The 24,728-nt window shown below is 36.1% G+C and carries 27 protein-coding genes; 9 read left to right on the top strand and 18 right to left on the bottom strand.

Translation table 11 applies throughout. The annotated features are described in order from the left end of the window. Positions 1–91: 91 nt before the first annotated feature. From ID741_RS04775 to ID741_RS04765, 3 genes are read right to left on the bottom strand one after another with little or no spacing between them, the layout of a single operon-like run. Entirely contained in the window at positions 92–1,888 is a 1,797-nt protein-coding gene (locus ID741_RS04775) for a glycerophosphoryl diester phosphodiesterase membrane domain-containing protein (RefSeq protein WP_438719235.1), read from the bottom strand. 5 nt (positions 1,889–1,893) lie between these two features. Then, entirely contained in the window at positions 1,894–2,832 is a 939-nt protein-coding gene (locus tag ID741_RS04770; RefSeq protein ID WP_218326637.1) for a cation diffusion facilitator family transporter, read from the bottom strand. 18 nt (positions 2,833–2,850) lie between these two features. Further along, positions 2,851–3,270, bottom strand: a complete 420-nt coding sequence (locus tag ID741_RS04765; RefSeq protein WP_218326639.1) for a MarR family winged helix-turn-helix transcriptional regulator — start codon at positions 3,268–3,270, stop codon at positions 2,851–2,853. A gap of 127 nt (positions 3,271–3,397) precedes the next feature. Here ID741_RS04765 and ID741_RS04760 point away from each other — a divergent pair, with 127 nt between their 5' ends. Continuing rightward, positions 3,398–3,694: a DUF2316 family protein gene (locus ID741_RS04760; RefSeq protein WP_218326641.1), complete on the top strand. Its 297-nt coding sequence runs from the start codon at positions 3,398–3,400 to the stop codon at positions 3,692–3,694. Positions 3,695–4,016: 322 nt separating this feature from the next. Beyond that, on the top strand, positions 4,017–4,985 hold the full coding sequence (locus ID741_RS04755; RefSeq protein ID WP_218326643.1) for an ABC transporter substrate-binding protein: 969 nt from the start codon (positions 4,017–4,019) through the stop codon (positions 4,983–4,985). A 195-nt stretch (positions 4,986–5,180) separates the two neighbouring features. Here the strand turns inward: ID741_RS04755 and ID741_RS04750 are convergent, their stop codons facing one another. Both ID741_RS04750 and ID741_RS04745 read right to left on the bottom strand, forming a co-directional pair. Continuing rightward, positions 5,181–6,125 (bottom strand): aldo/keto reductase, encoded by a 945-nt coding sequence (locus ID741_RS04750; protein WP_218326645.1) that lies wholly within the window; start codon positions 6,123–6,125, stop codon positions 5,181–5,183. 52 nt (positions 6,126–6,177) lie between these two features. Further along, the gene (locus ID741_RS04745) at positions 6,178–7,011 is read right to left on the bottom strand and encodes a LysR substrate-binding domain-containing protein (RefSeq protein WP_438719234.1); all 834 of its coding nucleotides are present in this window, start codon (positions 7,009–7,011) and stop codon (positions 6,178–6,180) included. A gap of 99 nt (positions 7,012–7,110) precedes the next feature. Between ID741_RS04745 and ID741_RS04740 the strand changes: the two genes are divergently transcribed. Next, positions 7,111–8,091: a YeiH family protein gene (locus ID741_RS04740; protein ID WP_438719233.1), complete on the top strand. Its 981-nt coding sequence runs from the start codon at positions 7,111–7,113 to the stop codon at positions 8,089–8,091. A gap of 55 nt (positions 8,092–8,146) precedes the next feature. Here ID741_RS04740 and ID741_RS04735 read toward each other — a convergent pair whose 3' ends face one another. From ID741_RS04735 to ID741_RS04725, 3 genes are all read right to left on the bottom strand, one after another. Then, on the bottom strand, positions 8,147–8,905 hold the full coding sequence (locus tag ID741_RS04735) for an EFR1 family ferrodoxin (RefSeq protein WP_218326648.1): 759 nt from the start codon (positions 8,903–8,905) through the stop codon (positions 8,147–8,149). A 221-nt stretch (positions 8,906–9,126) separates the two neighbouring features. Then, on the bottom strand, positions 9,127–10,257 hold the full coding sequence (locus tag ID741_RS04730) for an ABC transporter permease (protein WP_218326649.1): 1,131 nt from the start codon (positions 10,255–10,257) through the stop codon (positions 9,127–9,129). A gap of 91 nt (positions 10,258–10,348) precedes the next feature. Continuing rightward, entirely contained in the window at positions 10,349–10,828 is a 480-nt protein-coding gene (locus ID741_RS04725; protein WP_438719232.1) for a DUF2798 domain-containing protein, read from the bottom strand. Positions 10,829–11,352: 524 nt separating this feature from the next. On the opposite strand from ID741_RS04725, the gene ID741_RS04720 reads away from it, so the two are divergent. The 4 genes from ID741_RS04720 to ID741_RS04705 are packed head-to-tail and all read left to right on the top strand — an operon-like array spanning position 11,353 to position 12,967. Further along, on the top strand, positions 11,353–11,595 hold the full coding sequence (locus ID741_RS04720) for a GlsB/YeaQ/YmgE family stress response membrane protein (protein ID WP_218326651.1): 243 nt from the start codon (positions 11,353–11,355) through the stop codon (positions 11,593–11,595). A gap of 18 nt (positions 11,596–11,613) precedes the next feature. Continuing rightward, the gene (gene amaP, locus ID741_RS04715) at positions 11,614–12,180 is read left to right on the top strand and encodes an alkaline shock response membrane anchor protein AmaP (protein ID WP_438719231.1); all 567 of its coding nucleotides are present in this window, start codon (positions 11,614–11,616) and stop codon (positions 12,178–12,180) included. Between the two features lie 10 nt (positions 12,181–12,190). Then, complete coding sequence (locus tag ID741_RS04710) at positions 12,191–12,379, top strand: DUF2273 domain-containing protein (RefSeq protein WP_218326654.1); 189 nt, start codon at positions 12,191–12,193, stop codon at positions 12,377–12,379. A gap of 18 nt (positions 12,380–12,397) precedes the next feature. Then, entirely contained in the window at positions 12,398–12,967 is a 570-nt protein-coding gene (locus ID741_RS04705) for an Asp23/Gls24 family envelope stress response protein (protein WP_218326656.1), read from the top strand. Positions 12,968–13,005: 38 nt separating this feature from the next. On the opposite strand, the gene ID741_RS04700 is transcribed toward ID741_RS04705, so the two are convergent. From ID741_RS04700 to ID741_RS04680, 5 genes are all read right to left on the bottom strand, one after another. Continuing rightward, on the bottom strand, positions 13,006–14,766 hold the full coding sequence (locus tag ID741_RS04700) for a DNA-binding protein (protein ID WP_438719230.1): 1,761 nt from the start codon (positions 14,764–14,766) through the stop codon (positions 13,006–13,008). A 126-nt stretch (positions 14,767–14,892) separates the two neighbouring features. Next, positions 14,893–16,239 carry a glutathione-disulfide reductase gene (gene gor / locus ID741_RS04695; protein ID WP_438719229.1) on the bottom strand — a complete coding sequence of 449 codons (1,347 nt, stop codon included), beginning with the start codon at positions 16,237–16,239 and terminating at the stop codon, positions 14,893–14,895. Between the two features lie 71 nt (positions 16,240–16,310). Then, positions 16,311–17,564 carry a peptidase U32 family protein gene (locus ID741_RS04690; RefSeq protein WP_438719228.1) on the bottom strand — a complete coding sequence of 418 codons (1,254 nt, stop codon included), beginning with the start codon at positions 17,562–17,564 and terminating at the stop codon, positions 16,311–16,313. 10 nt (positions 17,565–17,574) lie between these two features. Next, positions 17,575–18,495, bottom strand: coding sequence for a peptidase U32 family protein (locus ID741_RS04685; protein ID WP_218326664.1), 921 nt, complete (start codon positions 18,493–18,495; stop codon positions 17,575–17,577). Positions 18,496–18,672: 177 nt separating this feature from the next. Continuing rightward, the gene (locus ID741_RS04680) at positions 18,673–19,032 is read right to left on the bottom strand and encodes a carboxymuconolactone decarboxylase family protein (protein WP_218326666.1); all 360 of its coding nucleotides are present in this window, start codon (positions 19,030–19,032) and stop codon (positions 18,673–18,675) included. A gap of 79 nt (positions 19,033–19,111) precedes the next feature. On the opposite strand from ID741_RS04680, the gene ID741_RS04675 reads away from it, so the two are divergent. Continuing rightward, on the top strand, positions 19,112–19,483 hold the full coding sequence (locus tag ID741_RS04675; protein ID WP_218326667.1) for a MerR family transcriptional regulator: 372 nt from the start codon (positions 19,112–19,114) through the stop codon (positions 19,481–19,483). Positions 19,484–19,647: 164 nt separating this feature from the next. Here the strand turns inward: ID741_RS04675 and ID741_RS04670 are convergent, their stop codons facing one another. The 3 genes from ID741_RS04670 to ID741_RS04660 all read right to left on the bottom strand — a co-directional run bounded on the left by ID741_RS04670 (position 19,648) and on the right by ID741_RS04660 (position 20,788). Then, positions 19,648–19,962, bottom strand: a complete 315-nt coding sequence (locus ID741_RS04670) for a rhodanese-like domain-containing protein (protein ID WP_218326669.1) — start codon at positions 19,960–19,962, stop codon at positions 19,648–19,650. 204 nt (positions 19,963–20,166) lie between these two features. Beyond that, the gene (locus ID741_RS04665; RefSeq protein WP_438719227.1) at positions 20,167–20,484 is read right to left on the bottom strand and encodes a nucleotide pyrophosphohydrolase; all 318 of its coding nucleotides are present in this window, start codon (positions 20,482–20,484) and stop codon (positions 20,167–20,169) included. Beyond that, positions 20,477–20,788, bottom strand: coding sequence for a hypothetical protein (locus ID741_RS04660; RefSeq protein WP_438719225.1), 312 nt, complete (start codon positions 20,786–20,788; stop codon positions 20,477–20,479). The genes ID741_RS04665 and ID741_RS04660 overlap by 8 nt, the downstream gene beginning before the upstream one ends. A 100-nt stretch (positions 20,789–20,888) precedes the next feature. Between ID741_RS04660 and proC the strand changes: the two genes are divergently transcribed. Further along, positions 20,889–21,692 (top strand): pyrroline-5-carboxylate reductase, encoded by an 804-nt coding sequence (gene proC, locus ID741_RS04655; RefSeq protein WP_438719223.1) that lies wholly within the window; start codon positions 20,889–20,891, stop codon positions 21,690–21,692. A 73-nt stretch (positions 21,693–21,765) separates the two neighbouring features. Here proC and ID741_RS04650 read toward each other — a convergent pair whose 3' ends face one another. Both ID741_RS04650 and ID741_RS04645 read right to left on the bottom strand, forming a co-directional pair. After that, positions 21,766–23,490, bottom strand: a complete 1,725-nt coding sequence (locus tag ID741_RS04650) for an ABC transporter permease/substrate binding protein (RefSeq protein ID WP_218326675.1) — start codon at positions 23,488–23,490, stop codon at positions 21,766–21,768. Beyond that, on the bottom strand, positions 23,483–24,688 hold the full coding sequence (locus tag ID741_RS04645; RefSeq protein WP_218326677.1) for a quaternary amine ABC transporter ATP-binding protein: 1,206 nt from the start codon (positions 24,686–24,688) through the stop codon (positions 23,483–23,485). Before ID741_RS04645 ends, ID741_RS04650 begins: the two co-directional genes overlap by 8 nt. Positions 24,689–24,728: the final 40 nt, after the last annotated feature.

Below are 24,728 nucleotides of genomic sequence, written 5' to 3'. Positions count from 1 at the left end.
TAACTCCTTGTGAAAGCTATTGCTATTTTAACATAACCATTGATTAATTTAGTCAGGTTAACTAAAAATTGCTGGATATTTAAGTATTCTACTAATTTTCTTGCGGTTTTCCATCAAAGCTTGGTAATCGGTTAATGTAAAGCTCAATTCTTTTAGCATAACTAGGATTGTCTTGGAAATTTTTTATTTGTTCTTTTAACAATGTAATATTATCAGTAATAATCCCATCAGCACCCATAAACATCATACGATCCATACTGTCACTGTCATTTACTGTCCAAGCATAAACTTGCTTATTTGCGCTAGTGGCTTGCTCAATGAATTCACTGGTTAAAGTAGTTTCTTCCATCGTATAGGCGTTGGCTACTGTCTGAGGAAAAGTTAGATTGAACGGCAAAATATAGCTGACAAATAATTTTGGTGCTTTTTCTTTTAAGCCGCTGACAACTTGGTAATCTAGTGATTGAATTTGATGTTGATTGGTTAAAATATTTTGTTGATACTTCTGAATAAATCGCTCCAACATATCCTTTGAATCATGAGAGGTTGTTTTGATTTCAATTAATAATTTTTGCTTGTGCTGATTCGCATAAGCTAGATAGTCATCAAAACTGGCAATTTTGGCACTATAGCCATTTTCATGAGCGGTTAATTCAGTCAATTCTGCTAATGTTAATTGATAAGGTGCTTTATTTACACCTGTTAATTTTTTTAAATTCTCATCGTGCATCACGACAAATTGATGGTCCTTTGTTTCATGAATATCCATTTCTATATAATCTGGCTTGATTTTCATGGTTTTTGTCATAGCAGGAATGGTATTTTGCACACCATTTTGATTGTCCACACCACGATGGGAAATAACTAAAGGTTCTAATGGATAAAGACCGGCCAAATACAATCCATTAGCAATCAAAGCAGAGCCACCAAAAATTAGAATAACTGCACCGGCTATTAAACGCGTCCACAAAACCCATTTTATTTTCAATGCGTTTTCTTCATTAATTACCAATGGATAAAATTTTTGCACTAGTAAACTAAAATATAAGACACTTGTCCAACCAATCATAAATTGACTAAACATCTGGACGCCAGTTAAATTTAACATGGCAAAGATTAGCGGTAGCTTTCCTGGTAGTTGATCAAATAAAACTTGCAACAAATAGCTTACTTCAAAGCCTATTCCTGAAATAAGCGACAATACGAATGAAAGAAAGAAAATTTGAAGAACGTAGCGCCAAAAATGTTTCGCCGTTAACTGCCAGCTTTCTCTAACCGCCGCCCACGCTCGATATTGTTTAAAAATCATCAAGGGTAAAACAAACAACAGTCGGATCCCTATATAATATACGATTCCAGATAACAACAGTAATAGTAGCGACACAGCCCAATTATTCGCTAGATAGTCTAAAATAAAAACCGGTATTGTCACTTTGCTCAATAAAGGGGTTCTGAAAACAGCATTTGCGAAAGGCAAAATCAAAATAAAATAAAAAATGAAGAAGAAAAATGTTCCCGGGCGTAAATACCGCATTTGCAAGATAGCTGTTTTAAAATTCCGCCAAAACGATTCTTGGCTATTCGTTTGTAATACCCGAATCCCCAGCAGTTGAAAAGTAAATTGCCAGAAAATTAAAGCAAAAATAAGGAGCATCAATAATAACAAAGCCGCCAAAACGGCAGGATGTTTGGTAAGAATATTTAAAATATTGGTGTTTGAAACATAAGGGATATTTCCTAGTTTTAAAATTTCCGCTGTCAAAAATTGAAACACTGGAATCGCTATATAGGTCAATGCCAAATTTGTTCCAATAATCAATAATGTATAACTACCCCAACGACGTAAAAATTCTTTTGAATACGTGAAAAAAAATCGAATTGCTGGCATTATTTTCAGTCCTTTGATTGTTGATAATTAGGATCATACTCATCAGTCTCAATGTAGATATAAGCCTTTTTATCTGACAGATTTTGACGGATATCCGCTTCAATATTATTGACAACATCATAACTGATTTCTTCAAAATCATCAGCTATATCAATTTTTGCAGCAATCATAATTTCCGTCGGTGCTAAATGGACTGTTTTGATGTCGATTAAACGTTTAACTTCTGGCCGTTGAAAAGCGGTTTTTATCTTGGTTAAGTCTTGACTCGAGACACTCTCGCCAATCATCAAACTGTAAAATTCGCGCGCTAGAAAAATAGAAGCAAACATTAGCATTAAACCAATCAACAACCCACTTAATGCATCAAAAATTGGATTTTCTGTTACCATTGTTAAAATCGTTCCAACAATCGCTAAAATCAATCCTAAAACAGCACAAAAATCTTCTGTAAAAATAATCAAAATTTCACTATAGCGACTTTCTTTTAAAAATTTAAATAAAGGTAATTTTTCACGATTCAACTCACCGATTTCTTTGAAAGCTACTCGCAAAGAACTCCCTTCCACCAATATACCAAAGACTAAAATGACTAAAACGATCACCGGGTTTTCAACTGCATGATTGGGGTGAATTAGCTTTTGAAAAGCTTCCATTACGCCCAATGCACCACCACCAAAAAACAGCATCGTGGCGACGATTGTACTGAAAAAATATTTCGCCCGACCTTCGCCGAATTGATGCAAATCACTTTGACCTCGACCGGCCCTTTGGTTGCCAAATAATAACAAAATTTGATTACTACAATCCACTACACTGTGGATACTTTCATTCATCATAGCGGCGCTCCCACTAAGTAAAAATCCAATAAATTTGCTGATCGCTACTAAAATATTGGCTCCTAGTGCGGCAAATACCGCTGTTGACCCTGATTTTTTGATTTCCATTACCTAGCCTACTTTCTATTAAAAGGCATCGATTAAACGAGCAAATTGTTGATTGAGTTCGTCTATTTCTGATGTCGCTAAATTCCCCGTTAGTTTTTTGTCTAGCTTAGCAAAAATTGCTTGAATCAACAAAACCTTTTGATTACCGGAGGTGCTTAAAGAAAGTTTTTTTTGGCGAGCATTATCGGTGGACTGCTTACGTTCAACTAAATTCTTATTTTCTAATACTTTCAATAAATTCGTGACTGTTGCTTTTTGTTTTCCTAAATAATCGGCTAAATCAGTTTGAATTACATTGGGATAAACCGCTAAAAAATCTAGGGTTCGAGCTTGCAACATATTTAACCCTATTTTTTTTAACTCTTTATGAACAAATCTTTGCTGTAAACTTTCCAAATGATGAACTTTCTCTGCTAATGAATCAAGATTTTTCTCCACGCTAATCACCTCCAATTAAACTTAACGAAAAACAGTTTTATTTACAACTATTTAATTGACAAACAAATCTTATCAGCGTAAACTCATCGCAGATTAAGTTGTAAATACAACTATGGAGGGGAATTACATGTCGCTCAATCAAACAGAACAACAGCAGACAATTGATGATTTAAAAAGAAATTTTACTTTATCTGGATTAACCCTAGAACAAGTCGCTAATGATTTAATGACCACACCAGCGCGAATCGAAAATATTTTAAATCTTAAAATAGAATCAATCGAAGAGCCTTGGATTTTACGAAATTATTTGACTGAAAAGCTAGCAGAAATAGGAAAAAAAGCTGAATTTACAGTATTAGTCGGAGATTACCATCGTTTATGGTTTTTAAATAGTCAAAAAATCGATCATAGACTCATTGGCTAAAACATGTGAATTATTTTCATTTTATTATTTACATCTCATTTTTCTTACTGTATACTCATCTTTAACAAAAGTTGGAGGGATTTTTCATGACATTACAAAAACACTCACAACTGAATAACCAATATTACTATAGCTATTTTAGGTAAGTTTGCAACCAGACATTGTGGATGCAGACGATATGTATCTATGATGGCTGTAGCGTTTCGGCGTGGCCACGTAGGATTTTTTCTAAGTGGCTAGGCAAAATAAATTTGTCTTTGTATTTTCGTCATCCACTTAGAAATAGGTGGATGACTTTTTTTATACGAAGGGGAAGATATTTATGAAAAAAATGTTGTTATGTAGTTTAAGCGTACTAGGTTTACTGACTTTGGCGGCTTGTGGAAATAGTAGTGCCGACAGTCAAAAGGATGATGTCAAAGAAATCGGCGTTTTACAATTAGTGGAACACGATTCTTTGGATCAATCTTACGAAGGTTTTGTCGATGGTTTAGCAGAAGAAGGCTTTGTCGATGGCGAAAATATTAAAATCAATTATCAAAATGCCCAAAACAATCAAGACAATCTGCGTTCCATGACTGAAAATCTAATCAAAGAAGATCCAGATTTGTTATTAGGAATTACAACAGCAGCAGCTCAAAGTTTGGCAACTATGACTAGCGATATTCCGATTGTAGTAACTTCTGTGACCGATTTGAAAACAGCAAAATTAGTTGATAATTATAAAAAACCAGGGGGAAATGTTACTGGAACCAGTAATCTATCTCCTGTGAAAAAACAGATTGAGTTACTTTTATCAATTGTACCGGATGCTAAAAAAATTGGTATGATCTACAATTCCGGCGAAATTAATTCTCAAGTTCAGATTGATATTGCTAAAGAAGTATTAGATGAGAAGGGTGTCGATTACGAAATAAAAACCGTCACCAGCACCAACGATGTGCAACAGGTCGCTGAAAAAGTCGCTGCTTCTTGTGATGGCATCTACGTTCCAACAGACAATACAATGGCAAGTGCAGCGACAATTACCGGTGATGTTGTTAAGGAAGCAAAAGTGCCACTTGTTTACGGTGCAGTAAGTGAAACCAAATTAGGCGGTTTAGCTAGTTACGGCGTCAACTACCATGATCTGGGAGTCCAAACTGGAAAAATGGCAGCCAAAATTTTAAATGGCGAAGCTGAACCAGCTGATATTCCAGTCGAACATGCTAAAAATCTAGAATTTTATGTGAATCCAGAAATGGCAGAGGCTTTGGGCATTGATCCAAATAGCATAAAAAAACCAGAATAAATTTATCTTTCGAATAAAAATAATTTTTTTTCAAGCAATATTCTTAACTTTTTCATCTTTTGCGATTATTATATGAGTATACCAACAAACAACCCTATTACTTTTTCATTTTTAACTCCTTGCCCACTGGTTCCCCGACCAGTGGGCATCCTTTTTGTCCATAAAAAAGAACGAGCAAAAAGCTCGTTCAAAATTTTAGGGCATATCATTACCAGCTGCGTAATAAATGTCATACCATTCTTGTTTTGTTAGAACTACATTTCCTCCAGCGGCTGAGTCAGCAATTCTTTCAGGATTCATCGTTCCTAAAATAACTTGCATATTGGCTGGATGTCTTAAAATCCAAGCAGTTGCAATGGCATTTTTGCCTACCCCATATTTTTCAGCTAGATCAGCTAACAATTGATTTAATTCAGGGAATTTTTCATTGTTAATAAAAGTGCCGTCAAAGAAACCGTATTGGAATGGTGACCAAGCTTGAATTGTTACCCCTTTACGGCGAGAAAATTCCAGCAACCCACCATCATGATTAATTGAGCGGGCGTCTGTCATGTTGGTATGCATACCGAAATCAACCATGCCTGTGTGCATAATACTAAATTGTAATTGGTTAATTAATAATGGTTGTTTCAAACCGCTTTGCAACAATTTAAATTGCTCAGGGTTAAAATTAGAAACACCAAAGTGACGAACTTTTCCACTTGCTTGTAATAGATCAAAAGCCTCAGCGATTTCATCAACTTCCATCAAAGGATCTGGGCGATGCAATAAGTAAGCATCTAAGTAATCAACATCCATTCGTTTTAAAATTCCATCCACCGATGACAATAGATGTTCTTTAGAAAAATCATAGCGTCCACCATATAAACTATCTTGTTCTTTGCTTGGAATAATACCGCCCTTAGATTGCAGCCACAAATCTTCTCGCTTCACACCAGAATCTTTTAACGCTTGACCGAAAACTATCTCTGCTTGACCATCTGAATACATGTCTGCAGAATCAATATAATTAATCCCATTTTCAAAAGCAGTTGCTACAGCTGTCGCCGCCTCTTTTGCAGAAACTTTACTCATCCGCATGATGCCTAAAATGACGCTAGAAGCTTCCCAATTCGTGCTGCCGATTTTAATTTGTTTCATGTTATTCTCCTTTTCCTTACTTACTATGACTCTTGTTCATTGTAGAGAGTCCTTAATTTTCTGTCAATTTATTTTCAGCGAATCCTCTTAACCTAATCCAGTCAAACACTTTATTTAAGTCTATCGGTAATGGTGGTTCTCTTTTCACTAAATAAAAATGGCGAATGTATTTTTCAGACAAGCTTTCATAATTCAGATCAGCTGCAGCTCGCTTAGAGATCAACGAACAACCAAAGCCTTTTTTCAGTAAAGATACGATAACCTCATTGCTTTCGATAACTATTTGTTCCTGTTGGATATCATTTTCTGCTAAAAAACGGTGTGTGTAATAGGCCACCCCTGAAGTTTTTTCTCGTACTAACCAAGGACCCTTCTCTAGATCCCCAGCCACAACTAATTGATCTTCAATTAAAGGAAAGCGCAACAGATTTTTTGCTGACAAAGGTTTTTCGATGAAGCCAAAATCAATTTCATGATGCTCCAAGGCTTGAATAACTTCCAATGAGTTCATCATCTTAATAGTAAAGCTTATTTTAGGAAACAATTTTTTTAATTGCATCAATAAATCAGGCAACAGATAGACGGCAAAGGTATGCGAAGCGCCGATAATTGCTCGCAGCTGATGGTTTTCTTGTTGCTTTAAGGTTTCCGTCAAAATCTCCCAATCTTCTAACAACATCAACCCTTTTTCATATAGAAGCTCTGCTTGTGGCGTAGTCAAAACTTCTTTGCGACCATTTCTGATAAATAGCGTAACGCCTAACTCATTTTCCAATTGCTTAATTTGAGCTGAGACGGTTGGTTGGGCAACAAATAAAAGTTCTGCTGCCTTGGAGAAATTTTTGGTTTCGTATACAACTTTGAATGTTTCTAGATATTTAAACATGTGAACCCTTCCATCAAATATTTTAATTAAAGCTATTATATCAATTAATAATAATAATGGTAGTTATCCTTTATAATATGGAAAGAAAGAGGGGACATTATGAAAAAGATTTTACCAGGATTGAGTTTATCGATTGGGGTAGCAATCATTGCTAAGCTATTAGCGATTTTCTTTCCAAGCTTAGGCGGAGCAACAATAGCGATATTTTTAGGTATTTTTTTAGGAAATACTTTTTTTAAACAAGACACTTTGGCCATGGGAACAAAATTTGCCGAAAGTCGTCTACTAGAATATTCTGTTGTTCTATTAGGTTTTACTGTAACTTTTCAAACCATTAGCCATTTAGGTGTTAACGGTTTGCTTTATATTATTTGCATGATGGCTACTGTAATTATTGCGGCAATTTTTCTAGGAAAAAAATTAGGTTTTTCTGATAAGATGGCCATGATGATGGCGGGCGGAAATGCCGTCTGTGGATCTTCCGCGATTGGTGCGATTGCGCCAAGTATCGGAGCCGATGATGAAGAAAAAGGCCAAGTGATTACTTTAGTGAATTTATTAGGAACTGTCATGATGCTGGCGTTGCCTTTATTAGCCGTCACCCTATTAGGAAAGAATTTATTAACCAGTAGTGCTTTATTAGGTGGTACGTTACAATCAGTCGGACAAGTAGTAGCAGGTGCTAGCCTAATCAATCAAGAAGTTGTTAGTTATGCCATGCTGTTTAAAATTACTCGCATTTTATTTTTAGTCGTGGTAGTTTTTATCTTCCAACAAAGAACCAAGAAACTTTCACCAACAACACTACAGACGACTAAAAAATTTCCGGTGCCTTGGTATGTGTTAGCTTTTTTAGGAGTTTGTATCCTGAATAGCTTTTTTAATCTACCAACACTTTTTTCTGATGGTGCACATTTCATCAGTACTTGGTTTGAAACAACTGCTTTAGCTGCCATCGGTTTACGGCTCGATTTTCGCAAGTTTATTAAAGAAGGACCGCGCTTTTTAATCTACGGCTTATCCGTCGGAATTGTTCAAACTATAGCGGCTCTTGCCTTCATTTATTTATTAAAAATATAGCTCTCTCATGAAATTCAAAATGACCACGAAAAATTATTTTTTCGTGGTCATTCTTTTATTTCAAGAAAAGTTGATTGGCTTTATGTCCCGTCGCCACTTCTTGTAAATGATTTTTTAGTGATGCGATGGCTGTGGGATCTACATAACGAGCTTTTTCTGGGCAGATATGAATACAACGCATACATAAAATACATTTTTCAAAAATAGTTTCTCGCGGATTTTCATAAGGAATCGCACAAGTCGGACATTTTTCAGCACATAATTTACAATCGGTGCAGGCATCACTGGTCAACGGACGATAGTCGGCTGTTTGATAAGAACGATAAGGTTTGTTTCCAAGAGCAGATATTTCACTCGGTTGGGCTTGGATTTTGATCTGGATTTTTTTGGCAAAATCATTCAACTCAGCTATATCAGCTTCGTTGGGTCGTCCTGTTCCAAACTCACCGACAATTGAATGTTCCGTCACACTGGCAACAGCAGCATTTACTACAAACCCTTTTGGCGATAAGAAATCTTGTAATTCTAAAAATAAATCGTCAAAGGCTCGATTGCCATACGTAGCAATTAAAATAGCAGGTGTTTCCTTTCCACGGATTTCTGTCAAATGTGCCAAGGCTAGTGCCGGTACCCGACCGCCAAATGCCGGAACCGCGAAGTAGCACACATCTTCCTGATTAAAAGTATGAGCATATTCAAAATTTTGTTTCGTTAGATCAATTCTTTTCACTGGCTCTTTCCAAACTTTGGCTAAGAGCTTTCCGACCCTTTTACTAGAACCTGTAGGACTAAAATGTAATAAAAAAATCCCCATGATAGCGCCTCCTTTATTATAAAGTAAGTGTACCACGGGAATTTAAGAATTTTATTTTATTTTTAAAAAAAGGATGCCCGCTAGTCGGGGAACTAGCGGGCTAGGAGTTAAAAATGAAAAAGTGTTAGGGTTGTTTGTTGGTATACATAGATAATACCGACAAATTATGAATCAATTGTGAAGAAATTCTAGCAAAAATTTTCTTTTTTACTTAACAAAACTCAAAGTTTATTTTTTCCCCACCAACTACCAAAGCCGGTTAACAACAACCAACTACCCAATAGAATCACTACGGCACTAAGCGCGCCATTTGTCGTAACCGCATCTGAAGCGATTCTTAACGGCATACTAAATTGCGAAAGAAAAGGAATATAGGAACTAATCGCAGTAATTTGATTTCCCGCATCAACTTCGCCTAAAATACGATTTACTGCAAAAGCCGCAATAATTAAAATTACTACCGTTTGTCCGCTAGGTTGTTCATTTATTTTTTTACCAATCAAACCATTTAATGACGCGAGAGTAATAAATAGTAAAAAGCCTAACAACATCAATAGGATCAGCGCTAGAAAATCACCATCAAGAATAATTTTAACTGGTTCATAATAAACAAAATAGCTTAATAATTCTGATTCCTTAAACAGTTGATAAAAGCCAATACCCACGCCACTCCAAACAATGAATTGGGTCAAACCTACTAATGCAATTCCCATTAACTTACTTAGATAACTACGATGATCTTTTTGGCTAAACTCTCCGGTAGTTATTGGGATAAATAGAATTAAAAAGATGAATAACGTCAAAGTAGTAAAAGAATAAACCAAATACTTAAAGCCTGCTGAGCCTGAACGAATCACTTCCATGCGACGCCCTTGAAAACCGACTCGATGAAATGAAAATCGGGCAGGAACAATAATTTGATCTACCAAACTACCATCTAAATCAATCGCTTCAGCCCGCAAATTTCTCTGCAGCTCACTAGCAATACTCGAAACCTCATCCTCCACATTAATTCCTACTGGAATTTTGCTGTACAGCTTGGCCCGCACAACACTGGTGCTAGAAGTATTTAAAACAATATACGCGTCGATTTTATTATTCATTAAACGTTTTTTGGCTTGTTTTTTAGTGGTAATTTTTTCGAAATGAAATTCTTCTTGAGGGATTTCTTTTAATTGTTTAAAGGTAGCAGGTAGATTGCTGACAACACCAATCGTTTCAATATCATAATTGTCTTCATAAATTTTTTCTGCCGCGAAAAAAATAGCTACTAATAAAAAAGGTAGTAACAACAATAAAATAAAACTACCGCTTTTAATATTTTTCAAATAGGTCTGTTTGACACCCTTCATTTTTCGAATCAGTCCCTTCTCATACATTCTAGAAGGTTTTCTGATGATAGTCCAAAAAAAAGACACCTCCGTGTTAGAAAGTGCCGAAAAATTAATCTAGTGTTACATCTACTGAACGATTTTTTTCTGAGATTTTTTGAAATGTTGCTAAAGCTTTTCTTGAAATAGGACCCACTATTAATAGTTGTAAAGGTAAAGCCATCACGATGTTGGTTAAAATTGCCCGACCATACATAGCTAAAAATTGACTACTAAATCCTTGTTCATAAATCACACCGTAAAATGACATACATAAAACCATCCCCGTCACCATACAACCGGAAATTGCTAAAATTTTATACAACATTTTTTCTTGGTTGATTGGTAATTTAAAAGCAACCGATTTTGCCACTTTTCCGACGATAAATACATCTAAAATAAATGCAACAACAAATCCGGGAATCAAGCCAGTCAATAATGCCATTATTGAAAAAGCACCATGTACAATTAAATTATAAGTACTCATTCCTAAGACCATCATGAAACACATCATCGTTGTAAAAAGCAATCCTTCTGTTTTTGTTTTGGGCATTACATCCACTCCTTTTTTGTTTGACTGAATTATATTTTCTGAAAAGTTACGAAATATTTTTCAGCACATTGATTAAGGTAGCACAGAAAAAAATTCTTCGTAAGCATTTTTTTCGATTTTAGTAAAATAATTTTTCAGACTAAAGAATCTTCTGTTTTTTAGTTTTCAATCTTCCACAAATTAAAGGCCACTATTGCTTGTTTTTTATCCATGTAATTAAATAAATAAATAAAAAAACATTTTTTGTCAAAAATCAAATGATTACTCTGGAACAAAAAATAAATATTTTTCCGTATATATAATAGGAAGTAATCAAAAATCAATCAGAAATTTTTGTATATATAAATAATTGATAGTATTTTTAAGTCTTATTATTACCGTTTTCAGCCGTAATTGTCGTATGCTTCATTTACAGGCAGGGCCCGCCGAATGATGCGAAAAACATCAGAATCAGAAAAAGAATTGAATAAGCATCTCAAAAAAATTAGGTATTTACTATCTAAAATAAAAAAGGAGAGATTACGATGGGTCTTATATGGTCATTAATCGTTGGTGGTGTGATTGGCGCTATTGCAGGTGCAATCACTAAGAAAGGTTCTTCAATGGGAATCATTGCAAATATAATTGCTGGTTTAGTTGGTTCAGCTCTTGGACAAGCTATTTTAGGAAGTTGGGGACCATCACTTGCCGGCATGGCAATTGTTCCTTCAATCATTGGTGCAATTATCCTAGTTGCAGTGGTTTCATTCTTCCTAGGTAAAAGATAAAAGGAAGGAATGAATTAGATGCGAAAACTAACGAAAATAATCGGAATTCTAGCGCTAATTTTACTTTTCTTCCCACTTTTTTTTAATATAATTGAAAACCAAAATGTTGCTCCGGTAAAATTAAACTTTTTACCGATGAAAGAATATCCCTTAATTGGTGAATATATCCCAGAATTTTTATTTTGGGTTAGTCTTGGCTTCATGATTCTTTTATTGATAGGTCTTTTAGTTATTATCTTCTTCCCCAATGCGAGTAAAGAGCTACACTTTGAAAAAAGTGATGGTGCTTTAATCGTACAAGCTAAAGCCCTGGAGAATTTTGTATTGACCACCGTTCAACAAGAACCTTATATATCTGAACCAAATGTAAAGGTAAAGATTAAAAAGAAGAAAATTAAAATTAAAGTACAGGGTAAAATGCGCAATATGTTTCATGCCACTACTAAACAGGAACAGTTGGCAGCCGAAATCAAAGATAAAATTACTACTTTAATTGGTCCAAATGAGAAGGTTTTTACTGAGGTCACTTTTAAGAACTTCAAGACAAATAAAACGCAAACTCAAGAGCAACCTCGAGTGATATAAGGAGGAGCTTATGGAAAATTTTTTAAAGCGCTATAAGTATCCACTGATTTTTGGCGGGATTGGCTTAATTTTAGCGATTCTATTCATTACAGTTGGATTTTTAAAAACAATTTTACTGGTCATCTTTACCTTAATAGGAAGTTATCTTGGCTATTATTTACAGTCAATTGGTTTTTTTGATCAGTTTAAAAGATATTAAAATAGGAGGACGAGAACTATGGATACGAAAGAAATGAACAAACCAGTAACACCGGCAACACCAGATATGTCAGAAAAGAATCATAATATCAAAGGTGACCTAACTTTTGACGACAAAGTGATTCAAAAGATTGTTGGGATTGCTTTAGAAAAAATTGATGGTTTATTAACTGTTGATGGCGGATTTTTCTCTAACTTAGCTGAAAAATTAGTCAATACTGATAACGTAACTTCTGGAATTGATGTAGAAGTTGGAAAAAAACAAGTAGCTGTTGACTTAGATATTGTGGCTGAATACGGTAAAGATATTACTGATATCTATGAACAAATCAAAAAAGTTATTTCTGAAGAAATGAACAAAATGACTAGTCTTGATGTGATTGAAGTCAATGTAAATGTGGTTGACGTAAAAACACGTGAACAATATGAAGAAGATTCAGTCACAGTCCAAGATCGTGTTGGTGACGCTGCTGAATCAACTGGTGAATTTGCTTCTCGTCAAACAGATAAAGCAAAATCAGCAATGAATCGTACTGGTAACAAAGCAAAAAATTCTATTAATGAAGCAAAAGAACCTCGCGTTCAATAACAAAAACAGGCAATGGTCAGCTGACCATTGCCCTTTTTTTATTCTGGTGTCACATTTTGAATCGTTAAATCCTCCACTGTTGCGGTAGTTTGTCCTTTAATTACATTGGCTTTAAAGCTTACTGTATCGCCAACTTCTAAAAAGATCGAGTATAAATTATTACTGGTATTCATAATAAAGATTGTTTCGTCATTTTCTAATAGGAAAGAAACAGTCGTAGTCGTACCATTCGTATTGAGATTCACTCTGCGAACTACACCAGAAAATTCGGTTAAATCACTAGCTGCAACATTGTTATTACTGGAATCAGTTGTCGCTAGCTGTGTTCGATAAGCGTCCAATGTTCCTTGGGCTGTATCACCATCTACTAAAATATCACTATCAATCGCACTGAGATAAACATATTTTTTGAAGATCCCATTGGAATCTAGTAAAGAAATCACCCAAGTTGGCGTTCCCGAAACATTATATAAAATCGGCATACGAGCCTTCCATTTTTTCTCTGGATAAATCTTCGAAGCGACACTAATCGCCCCATCACTATCCATCATTCCTTTTTTATCACGATAATATTGTAAAACACCGGTCCGAGCATTAATCAAACTATAACCTAACGCCGAATCTTGAGAAGAATCTGGGCTAGTGAAATCAGTGAAATACAACAAATTATCTTTTTTATCTAACAAAGGCGTCACCGCACCATTGGAATAAATACCATTATCAGTTGGTTCTTTGACATTTTTCTGGCCAAAGAAAGAATTCCACCAGCCATCGCCATATTTTCCATAAAATTGATTCATTTCTTGAGCAACTTTACTAGTTAATGGCGCATCCACGAATTTTGGCACATCTTTTAAATCATAGACTTTCACATCACCAGTAACGGCATTTAATAAAGCAACTTTGTAACGATTAAAATAAGTAATTCCGCTAATCCCGTATTCTTTCGTCAAAGTTTGCACATAATAAGGTGTGCCATCATTAGCGATTTCTAAGTTCACCGCACCCACATTGGCATATTGTGTCGCCTCAGAGTATATCTTTCGACCAGCATCATAATTTAAATAAGCCGTTGGAATATATTTCATTTTACTTTTAACAAATTTCGGTTGGGCATTAATATCGGTTGCTGAGATAATCAAATACCCGGGTGATTCTCGGAATTTAAACCACTTTGTTAATCCTTTAAATTCTAATGAGGCAACATAAACATAATCTCCATCAACGTTTTGCGCGGTAATTGTCCCTAGATCATAGACATTGCTATTAGGCACAACACTCATCATTTTACGCATTTTATTGCGTGCACTGGCTGTTGAGATAGCAATTGGCGTTTCTTCAGTCGAACGAAGCTCTTCAGTTTTGCTAACTTTTTTTACTTGGATGGTATCGTAAACATTATTAATACTAGTGATTCGTAAAACAGCACTGGCTGCCGCAAATAATATACCGATGACTAAAATAAGTACCGGAATTTTGGCAGGAAAGCCAAAGCCTTTAAATTGAAAATTTCTAACTCCTTTACCACTGATTGGTCCAGCTATTTTTTCTATCGGTGAAGAAAAAAATAGCACCAAACTAATTAAAAAAACGACCGTCAAATTACTAGAAATAATTGAGCTTAAATTTTGCGGAGGCGTCATCCAATAGACAAAAATGAAGGAACATATAAAGAAGAAAAGATAAATGATCATTCCTTTTTTTACGCCTTGCCCTTTCCGCCGCACAATATCATAAATAATTGGTAATAAACCTAAGGCTGTAAAGATAAATGTAATCCCTAACAAATTTAAAAACATGACACTTCCCCTTTTTTTGATGTAATAGCTTATTATAGCAAGAATTCAATTGTAAATAATAGGTATTCCGACTGATTTACACAAAAAAACTGCAATAGAAATTTCTTTCTATCACAGTTATTTTGATTAGCGCATAGTTACAAATTCTTCACTGCCAGTTGGATGGATTGCCACTGTATTATCAAAGTCAGCTTTGGTTGCGCCCATTTTAATTGCTACTGCAAACCCTTGTAGCATTTCATCAACACCGACACCAATAGCATGTAAACCAATAATTTTTTCGTTCTCACCTTGACAAACTAATTTCATTTCACATTTTTGACGGTATTCCCCTAAAGCAAAATACATCGGAGTAAAACGGGAACGATACACTTTAATTTTACCTTCGCCATATTTTTCAATTGCTTCGGCTTCTGATAAACCAACTGTTGCCATTGTTGGGTGAGTAAACACCACGGTTGGAATATTTTCATAGTCTAAATGAGCTTCCGTTTGACCATTGAATAGTCGTTCAGAAAGCTGGCGTCCCGCCTTGATTGCCACAGGAGTTAAGCCAAATTTTCCGATAACATCTCCCACAGCATATACGTCGTCAGCGGTTGTATTTTGGTATTTATCAACTTTGACAAAACCTTTATCATCTAATTCCACTTGGGTATTTTCCAATCCGATTTTTTCAGTATTGGCTTTACGTCCACCAGCAAAGAAAACTTTTTCTGCCGTTAAAGTTTGGCCATTTTCAAAATAAACAGTGAAGGCCTCACCATTTTTCTCAATTTTTTCTACAACGCAATTAGGATGGATGCCCATGTGATTATCTTGATAGATTTCTAGCAAGTTTTCCGCTAACATTTTATCAAAAGTTCTTAATGGCAATTCATGACGAAAAGCCCAGTCAACTTTTGTTCCCAAGCCTTGCATCACTCCACTTAATTCTGCAGCAATATAACCAGCACCTAACATGATTGCTGATTTTGGCTGGGTTTTTAAAGCGAAGAAATCGTCAGAATCTAGAGCATATTCTCCACCAGGAACCTTCATTGGTCCCGCATAACCACCAGTTGCAATCAATATATTGGGTGCGGTGTAAGTTTCTCCGTTCACTTCAATCACATGATCTGATTGGAAAGTAGCATAACCAGAAATTCGTTCTACTTTATTGTGATCCAATCCTCGATTGTAAGCGCCGTGCAAGAAATCAATATATTTTTCCCGCGCTTCTACTAAAGCGGTAAAATCAAATTGGTTAATCGTTACATCAAAACCGTAGCCGGAAACATCCCGTTGCAGCATTTCCATCATGGTACTGGCTTGCCACATAACTTTTTTTGGTACACAGCCTACATTGACACAGGTACCACCGATTTTATTTCCTTCTATTAATAGAACTTTTGCCCCATGTTCACCCGCGCGATTGGCTGAAGCAATGCCGCCACTGCCACCGCCAACAACGATATAATCATATTCTTGCATTTATTCTCCTCCTCATTCAAAGCTTCACCCTCATCATAACAAAAGCCGAGACAAATTGTCTCGACTTAAGATTATTTCGTCACTTCAGGCTTTTTACGGCGAATCATATCTCCTGGTTTTACTACTTGAGCAACCGGCATCGTCACAATCATCATTGGATTTGGTGCGCGATCAATTGATTCACCGTCTTCATTTTTCATTTCCATTACATTTTGGTGGAAATGTTCGAAATTAGGACCATAAAATTCAATTTCATCTCCCACAGAAAAATGATTTCTTTGGCGGATGGTGGCAATCCCACTAGATTCATCATAACTCAAGACTTCACCGATAAATTGATAGACTGGGATTTTTCGTCTTGGGCCAAATAATTGTTCATTTTCCGTAGGTGTATGGTAATAAAAACCAGTAGAAAGTTCTCGTTGTGCCACTTTCCAAAGTTCATCCACCCATTCTTGTTTTAGTACATAATTTTCAGGGTCAGCCATGTAGCTATCGATTGCTGTTTTATATACATTTGCCACAGTCGATACATAATGAATAGATTTCATCCGACCTTCAATTTTTAAACTATCTACACCATTTTGAACTAAATCAGGAATATGTTCAATCATCGACATATCCACCGCACTCATAGAAAATTCTTCTGTCACTTCTCCATTTTCAGTTAATGAACGGTGTTCTTTCGCAAAGGGCATATCGAATAATTCATACTTCCAACGGCAAGACTGCGAGCAACCGCCACGATTGGCATCGCGCATCGACATGTGGTTAGACAAAGTACAACGACCGGAATAAGAAATACACATAGCACCATGAATAAATGCTTCAATTTGAATAGACGTATTTTTACGAATTTCCGCCAACTCTTCCATCGAGACTTCTCGAGCTAACACGACCCGCTCCAAGCCTTCTTCACGCCAAAATTCTAACGTTTCATAATTTGTTGCCGAAGCTTGTGTTGATAAATGAATCGGTAAGCCGGGTGCTTCTGTCGCACAAATTTCAATTAAGGCTGGATCAGAAACAATCACCGCTGAAATACCGATATCTCGTAACGTACGGAAAAAATCGCCGGCGCCTTTTTCATTGCCTTCATGAGTAACCATATTCGCTGCTACATAAACTTTTGCCTTGTGCTCATTGGCAAAAGCTACGCCTTCTGCCATTTCCTCAAATGAAAAGTTTCCGGCCCGTGAACGCAAACCGTAGGCGTCGCCACCGATATAAACAGCATCCGCACCATAATGAATCGCTGTTTTCAATTTTTCTAAAGTCCCAGCTGGTGCTAACACCTCAGGACGTTTTAAAGCTGTTTTTTGCATAATGTTCTCCTTATTTAATGCTGGCTGGATCAAAATAGTAAAACCCTGTATCTAATTCGCGATTTTCAGGATGAAGTTGTTGTAATTGTTCAGCTAATTTTTGAATATCTGCTGTTTGCCAATTATCTTCTTCTAACATTTTTTTTGCTGTTACAAAAAGCTTGGCGATTTCCACAAAATTTTCCCCGGGAGTGAAGATACCATCCAGCTTCCAGGTAGTAAATCCCGCCGCAACTAATTCCTGCAACTGCGGTAACAAATCGATATCATTATTGGCAAAAATATGAGTGCCATGTTGATCTTCATAGATTGAATAATGGGTTTCATCTTTACGTGGTTCGGAAATAAACAAGCCTCGCTCTTTATCTTTTTTACTATCTTGTTTTGTATAATTAAAATAATTTTCAACTAATGGCCGTTTGGACTGATGGATACAAGTAGCACCATAAACCAAAACTTCCACTGGTACTTCTACTTCGGTGTTCAATAGTTTCATCTCATCAAAAGGAACTTCTCGGGCTAATACTGCGCCACTAGCGCCTTTTTTATGCCAAAAATTTATTTGACGTGCATTAGTGACTAAAGTTTGAGCATCATATATAAAATCTAAACCATAGTTTCCTTTGCGTAATAAATGAATCACACCTGTATCGCCTACCACAATCCGATCTGGTTTGACCTGACTAAGAAAAGCTAAATATTCTGGTACTTCTTTCATCTTCTCTGGATGCATAATACCATTTAAAGCGATATTTATTTTTTTTCCTTGTTGATGAGCCGCTTCGATTAATTCCTGCTGTTCAGCTCGAGAAAAGGAATAGGGCAAACGTAAACCAAAGTTTTCTTCCCCAATATACAAAGTATCGACGTCAGCAGCTAACAAATCATAGGCCTGTGCCATTGATTCTGCTGTCGCAATAATTTCAATCATTTTGTTTCCTCCAAGATAGTTATTAAACTACCATTTATTTTGACGTTTTTATACTATCACAGGTTATTCTAATTATCTATTTGAATTTACTCTAAATTACTTTAAATAATCGAAATTTATGGTAAATATTTACATAAAAAAACGACCAGAATTTGTTATCATCTGGACGTAATCTTATTATTCAAATACCTTTTTAGCAACTGCAATAGCATTTAAAACTTTTGGAAAACCGACATATGGTAAACATTGGATAAAGGTCTCAATAATTTCAGCTTGCGATAAACCCACATTTAAAGCACCTTGAATATGAATTTTTAATTGCGGTGCAGTATCTCCTTGAGTTAATAAAGTTGTGATGGTAATCATTTCTCGCTGTTTTAAGTCTAAAATTTTGCGATTTTCCATTTCATCGAATACCAGTAAAGTGTATTCATCTAAAACTGGTGCAATTTCTTTCAGACTTTCCGATACAGCACGACTAGCTTCTTGACCAATAACTTGTTTTCTTATTTCTAATCCTCGTTGATAATTATTCATATGACATCCTCCTCTTTGATACAATGAGCATAAACTATCAAGCTTACTTGATAGCAAGAAAAAATTTATGAGGACAGCAATGACTAAAAATTATAAAATTTCCGAAGTAGCCCGACTGACAAATTTATCAATACCCACTTTACGATATTATGAAGAATTAGGCTTACTTCAGCCTAAACGATCAGAAAATAATTATCGCCTATTTACAAAAAAAGATTTGGACTGGATTGAATTTATCCAAAAAGCCAAAAACACTGGGATGCAATTATCAAAAATTATTGAGTATTCTAAGCTACGAGAACAAGGAATCACCACGATCAATCAACGCATTGCCATTTTGGAAGAACAAGAACAATTATTGGAATTCGAAAAAAGAAAGCTCCAAGATCATATTGATTTCTTACAAGCTAAAAAGGCCCATTACCATTTAATCAAGGAGCAAAATCTATAAGAACCTATTTGAAGACAAAAGGATGCCCGCCAGTCGGGGAACTAGCGGGCTAGGAGTTAAAAATGAAAAAAAGTGTTAGGGTTGTTTGTTGGTATGAATATATAATACCGAGAGAATTTGAAGAACCTTTGAAGAATTTATGGGAAATTCAAAAACATTTGATGCTATTTTTTTGAAAGAGATCCTTGCCACAAATTCATACCACCGGTTACATTTACCACTTGATATCCTTTGGCCTGCAAAATTTTTGCAGCTTTTTTGCTACGAACGCCACCTTGACAAACGACATAAGTTGGTTGATCTTTAGCCCCTTGATAGTTTTCGATATCTGCCAAAGGATAATTAATCGCATTGGGAATATGTCCAGAAGCATATTCGTTTGTATCCCGTACATCTAAAACTGTTAATTTATTTTTTTTCAGCTGTCTTTCTAAGTCAGCAGGTAATATCGTATCCATTTTTTCAAAAAATCCAAACATAGCGCCATCTCCAATTTAAATTTATTCAATCTATTTGTACCATCTCTTTTAGATTAAAGCAAAAAAATATGCCTGTCGGTGGGGTCCGACAGGCAAGGAGTTAAAAATGAAAAAGTGTTAGGGTTGTTTGTTGGTATATGCATACTATAAACAATATTTATGAACTTTTTGTGAACGAATGGTATTGAAATAATAAAGATTTACTTATTTTGGTTTTTCTCGACTGTCACGACTCGTTTCAATTGGATATTTCTGTGCATTTTTGACCAGTTTCTCAGCAATAATCTGGTCAATATCGAAATTTAAATTATCAGCTAACATATAAGCATAAATCAAAACATCTGCCAGTTCTTCTTTTAGTCGCTCTGGCTTTTCTTTGGCTTCTTCTGACGTCTTCCACTGAAATAGTTCCAACAATTCACTGGCTTCTAGCGTCAAAGATAAAGCCAAGTCTTTTTCATTATGAAATTGCCGCCAATTTCTTTCATCTCGAAATTGATTAATTTTCTCCATACTATTCATGCTCATCCTCCAAATCACTTACAGAAAAATCCGCAAAGATTTCGCCGTCATAATAACGTAGCATCTCTTCCAACGACAAAGCAGGTTTTTCTTCGTCAACTGCTTGTTGTTGCGCCAAGATTTCTTTGCGATAAACCTGGTATTGCTCTGCCAATTTAGCGTACATCGCTTTTTTCGAAATCGCTTCAGCTGTAATAAACGACAATTCTTTAATTAATCCACGATATACCGGTAAATTATTTTCTAATTCCACAGGTAATTCTACCACTGTTAATCCAACCTCTTTAAAATATTCTTCGTACATCGACTCACCTCGTTTTAACTTTAGCTTGTGCTGTAATATTTTTCAAGTGATTAAAAAAAACGTATAATTCAATTGAAGACAGATTTTAGGAGGAAAATAAATGAAAATTGGTTTTATTGGTGCCGGTAATATGGCACGGGCGATTATAGAAGGGATTATCAGTCAAAAATTTGTTTCTGCAGAAGATGTCTATTTATACAACATCCATTTTGAAAAAGCCCAAAATTTAGCAGATCAATTAGGTATCCATGCCGTTGAAGAGGTCAATCAATTGGTTGAAGCAGTTGACACCGTTGTATTGGCAGTTAAGCCCCCAATTATTGAAAGTGTGGTAAATGAAATTCGAACAACCATTTTAGCGAAAAATTCACTGATAGTTTCTATCGCAGCTGGAAAAGATTTGGCGACTCTTTATGATTATTTGGAAACCGAGCAAGCCGTCAGTATTATTCGCGTAATGCCAAATATGAATTCCATGGTAGGTCAAGGTGCAACTGCAGTTTGCGGTAATCAATTTACCTCTAAAGAACAAGTTGCGGAAATAATCGCATTGTTTGCAGCGATTGGTAAAGCTTGGGAATTACCAGAAGAACAGTTTTCAACTTTTGCAGCAATTGCTGGAAGTTCACCCGCATTTACTTTCCTTTATATTGATTCCTTGGCTCGAGCAGGAGTAAAAAATGGCTTGCCAAAAGATTTAGCTACCGAAATGGCCACTCAGGCTGTGCTAGGAAGCGCAGAAACTTTAGCTGCATCATCCGAAAATGCTTGGGGCTTAATTGATCAAGTCAGCTCACCTGGTGGCACAACAGTGGCTGGAGTTGTCAGCTTGGAAGACAATCGTTTCTTAGCAACCGTAGTCAAGGCTGTTGATGACACAATTGCCCGTGAAAAAGAATTGTAATTTTTAGAGGACTGAAAAAGTCCTCTTTTTTGTTTCAAAAAAAGAGCCGCTCACAAGCGACTCTCCAATAAACTTATTTTGTCCATTCAGCAACTTTATCACTGTTGGCTTTAATCCAATCTTGTGCAGCTGCTTGCGGATCTTTACCATCACGAACGGCTAGCATCACGCTTTCCATGTCGTCAGTCGTCCAATCAAATTTATCTAAAATATCATAGACTTCTTTGTTATCCTCTTCTAAACCTTTACGAGTCATCGTATGGATGGACTCAACATCACCAAAGCTTCCTTCAGGATCTTCTAGATATTTCAAATCATATTCTTGGAACATCCAGTGAGGCGTCCAGCCCGTTACAATAATTTCTTGTTGATTATTGATTGCTTGAGCTAGCGCCGTTGTCATAGCACCTGATGAAGAACTTTCTAAACTCCAACTTGATAGGTTTGAATAATCACTCAAGGCTTTTTCAGTTGAGTTCATAATCCCGGCACCTGGTTCAATTCCGGTAATGGTTTGTCCAGCTTGATCAGTTAGATCACTAATCGAATTGACGTCCATATATTCTGGCACAACTAAGCCTGTTTTTGCCCCTTCTAAGTTAGGACCTAAATCAACTAAGTTTTCTTTGTATTTTTCATATTGCGACGCATGAGTCGTCGGTAGCCAAGCAGAAACTAATGCATCTGATTCTCCATTGGCAACAGATTCCCACATAACTGAATTATCTAACGGTGTCGCGTTAACGGTATATCCTTGATCTCTTAAGACTTGGGCAATCACATTGGTTGAAGCAACTTCAGAATCCCATTCTACATAAGCCAAGTTTACTGTTCCTTTTGAGGTGTTTTGAGCATTATTGTAAACCACACCACCAATTGAAGAAACAATTAATACAGCTGCCATTGCTAAAATCCCAGCTTTTTTCTTTTTAGACATTGGTTGCGCTGATTTTTCAGTTTTTGGTCGGTTTAAGTTTTGTGTGAAACGGTCAATAATAATCGCTAAAATAACCAATGCTAAACCATTAACAAAACCATTACCTACTTGTGAACGTTGTAAAGCTGACAAGACGCCGCGACCCAAACCAGGTGCACCGATCATTGAAGCTGTTACTACCATTGATAAAGCTAACATTGTTGTTTGGTTGATTCCGGCTAAAATAGTTCCTTTAGCTAATGGTAATTCTAATTTAAATAATTTTTGTTTAGCAGTACCACCAAATGAATCAGATGCTTCGACTAATTCAGTTGGAATTTGACGAATCCCTAAATTAGTAAAACGTACGGTCGGTGGTAAAGCGAAAATTACTGAGGCAAATACCCCTGGCACCATCCCAATTCCGAAGAAAGCAACGGCTGGAATCAAATAAACGAAACCAGGCATTGTTTGCATGAAATCTAGAATCGGCGTAATGATACTTTTTGCTCGATCACTTTTAGCCATCCAAATTCCTAATGGTACCCCGATAATAATTGAAATCACACTAGATAATACAACTAGCGTAATCGTACTCATCAAGTCCGGCCATAAGCCTTGATTATAAATAAAGAGTAAACCAATTAACGTAAAGAAAGTCAGACCCCATTTTTTATTTGAGATCATAAATGCGGCAATCGTCAAAATTACAATGAATAGTAAAGCAGGAATACCTGTTAATAAAGCAGTCATGCCATCCATGATAAATTGACCGATACTTTGTAAAACTGAGAATAAGCCAGAAAAAGTACTGGTTAACCAACTAGTAAAGTTTTCTACCCAATCAGCAACTGGCAAACTATTTGTTAAAAAATTATTCATTGATTGCCACCTCTTCTTCCTCGTGCTCACCAGCTAATGCTTCGATTACACTCCCGCGAATGACTACGCCAATTAATTTATCATCATCGTCAACTACCGCAAGTGGTGCCGGTGAGTCAAAAATCAGATTGAAAATATCTGTAACCAGCATATCTGGTTTAATTTTTCTAACATTTTTGTCTAGTACTTCTTTTAAAGTAAGACTGTTCTTACGAGCTTCCGAAGCAGCTTCTGCTGTCAAGCTACCTTTTAGTTTACGTTTACGGTCTACCGCCAGCAACATACTGACTTCTTCTTTCCGCATCCGATTTAAGGCAACATTTGGTCCATCGACTTCAATATTTGTTGTCAAAGCAGGTACCATAATGTTTTGTGCCGTTAAGACTTTCGAGCGATCCACATCTTCAACGAAATCACGAACATATTGATTAGCAGGGTTAGTCAAGAATTCTTCTCCCGTACCAATTTGCATAATCTGTCCATCCTTCATCAAAGCAATCCGATCACCTAAACGCAATGCTTCATTTAAATCATGGGTAATGAAAATAATTGTTTTTTGGACACTTGCTTGTAAATCCAATAACTCGTCTTGCATTTCTCGACGGATTAACGGATCCAACGCGGAAAAAGCTTCATCCATTAACAAAACTTCTGGATCATTTGCTAATGCTCGCGCTAAACCAACCCGCTGTTGCATCCCACCGGATAATTGATTTGGATATTGATCTTTAAATGAAAGCAGTCCAGAATTTTCTAAAGCTTTTTCTGCCTTTGCTTGTCGTTCTTCTTTTGACACACCGCGAACTTCTAAACCATATTCAGTATTTTCCAAAATAGTTCGATGTGGAAATAGACCAAAGTTCTGGAAAACCATGTTAATTTTGTGGCGACGAACTTCCCGCAGTTCATCTTTATTCATCTTAGCAATATCTTCGCCATCAATATAAATTTCACCTGAAGTTGGATCAATCAGACGGTTCAATAGACGAATCATGGTAGATTTCCCACTACCGGAAAGTCCCATCACAACGAAAATTTCTCCTTCGTTGACTTCAAAACTAGCGTCATAAACCCCAACCGTTGCGCCGGTTTTTTCTAATATTTCTGTTTTGCTTTTATTTTCTTTAATCATCGCTAAAGCTTGTTGCTGCTTTTTACCGAAGATTTTGGTTAAATGTTCAACCTTTACTTTACTCACTTGTAAGTTCCTCCTTGTTTTTTCTTCGTTTCAATTCCCT

Origin of the sequence: Enterococcus sp. AZ103, from assembly GCF_051714685.1 — a bacterium.
In the GTDB taxonomy this organism is placed as follows: Bacteria; Bacillota; Bacilli; order Lactobacillales; family Enterococcaceae; genus Enterococcus_A; species Enterococcus_A alishanensis.
Note: the sequence above shows the minus strand (reverse complement) of the source record. Positions and strands in the feature narration are given on the sequence as shown.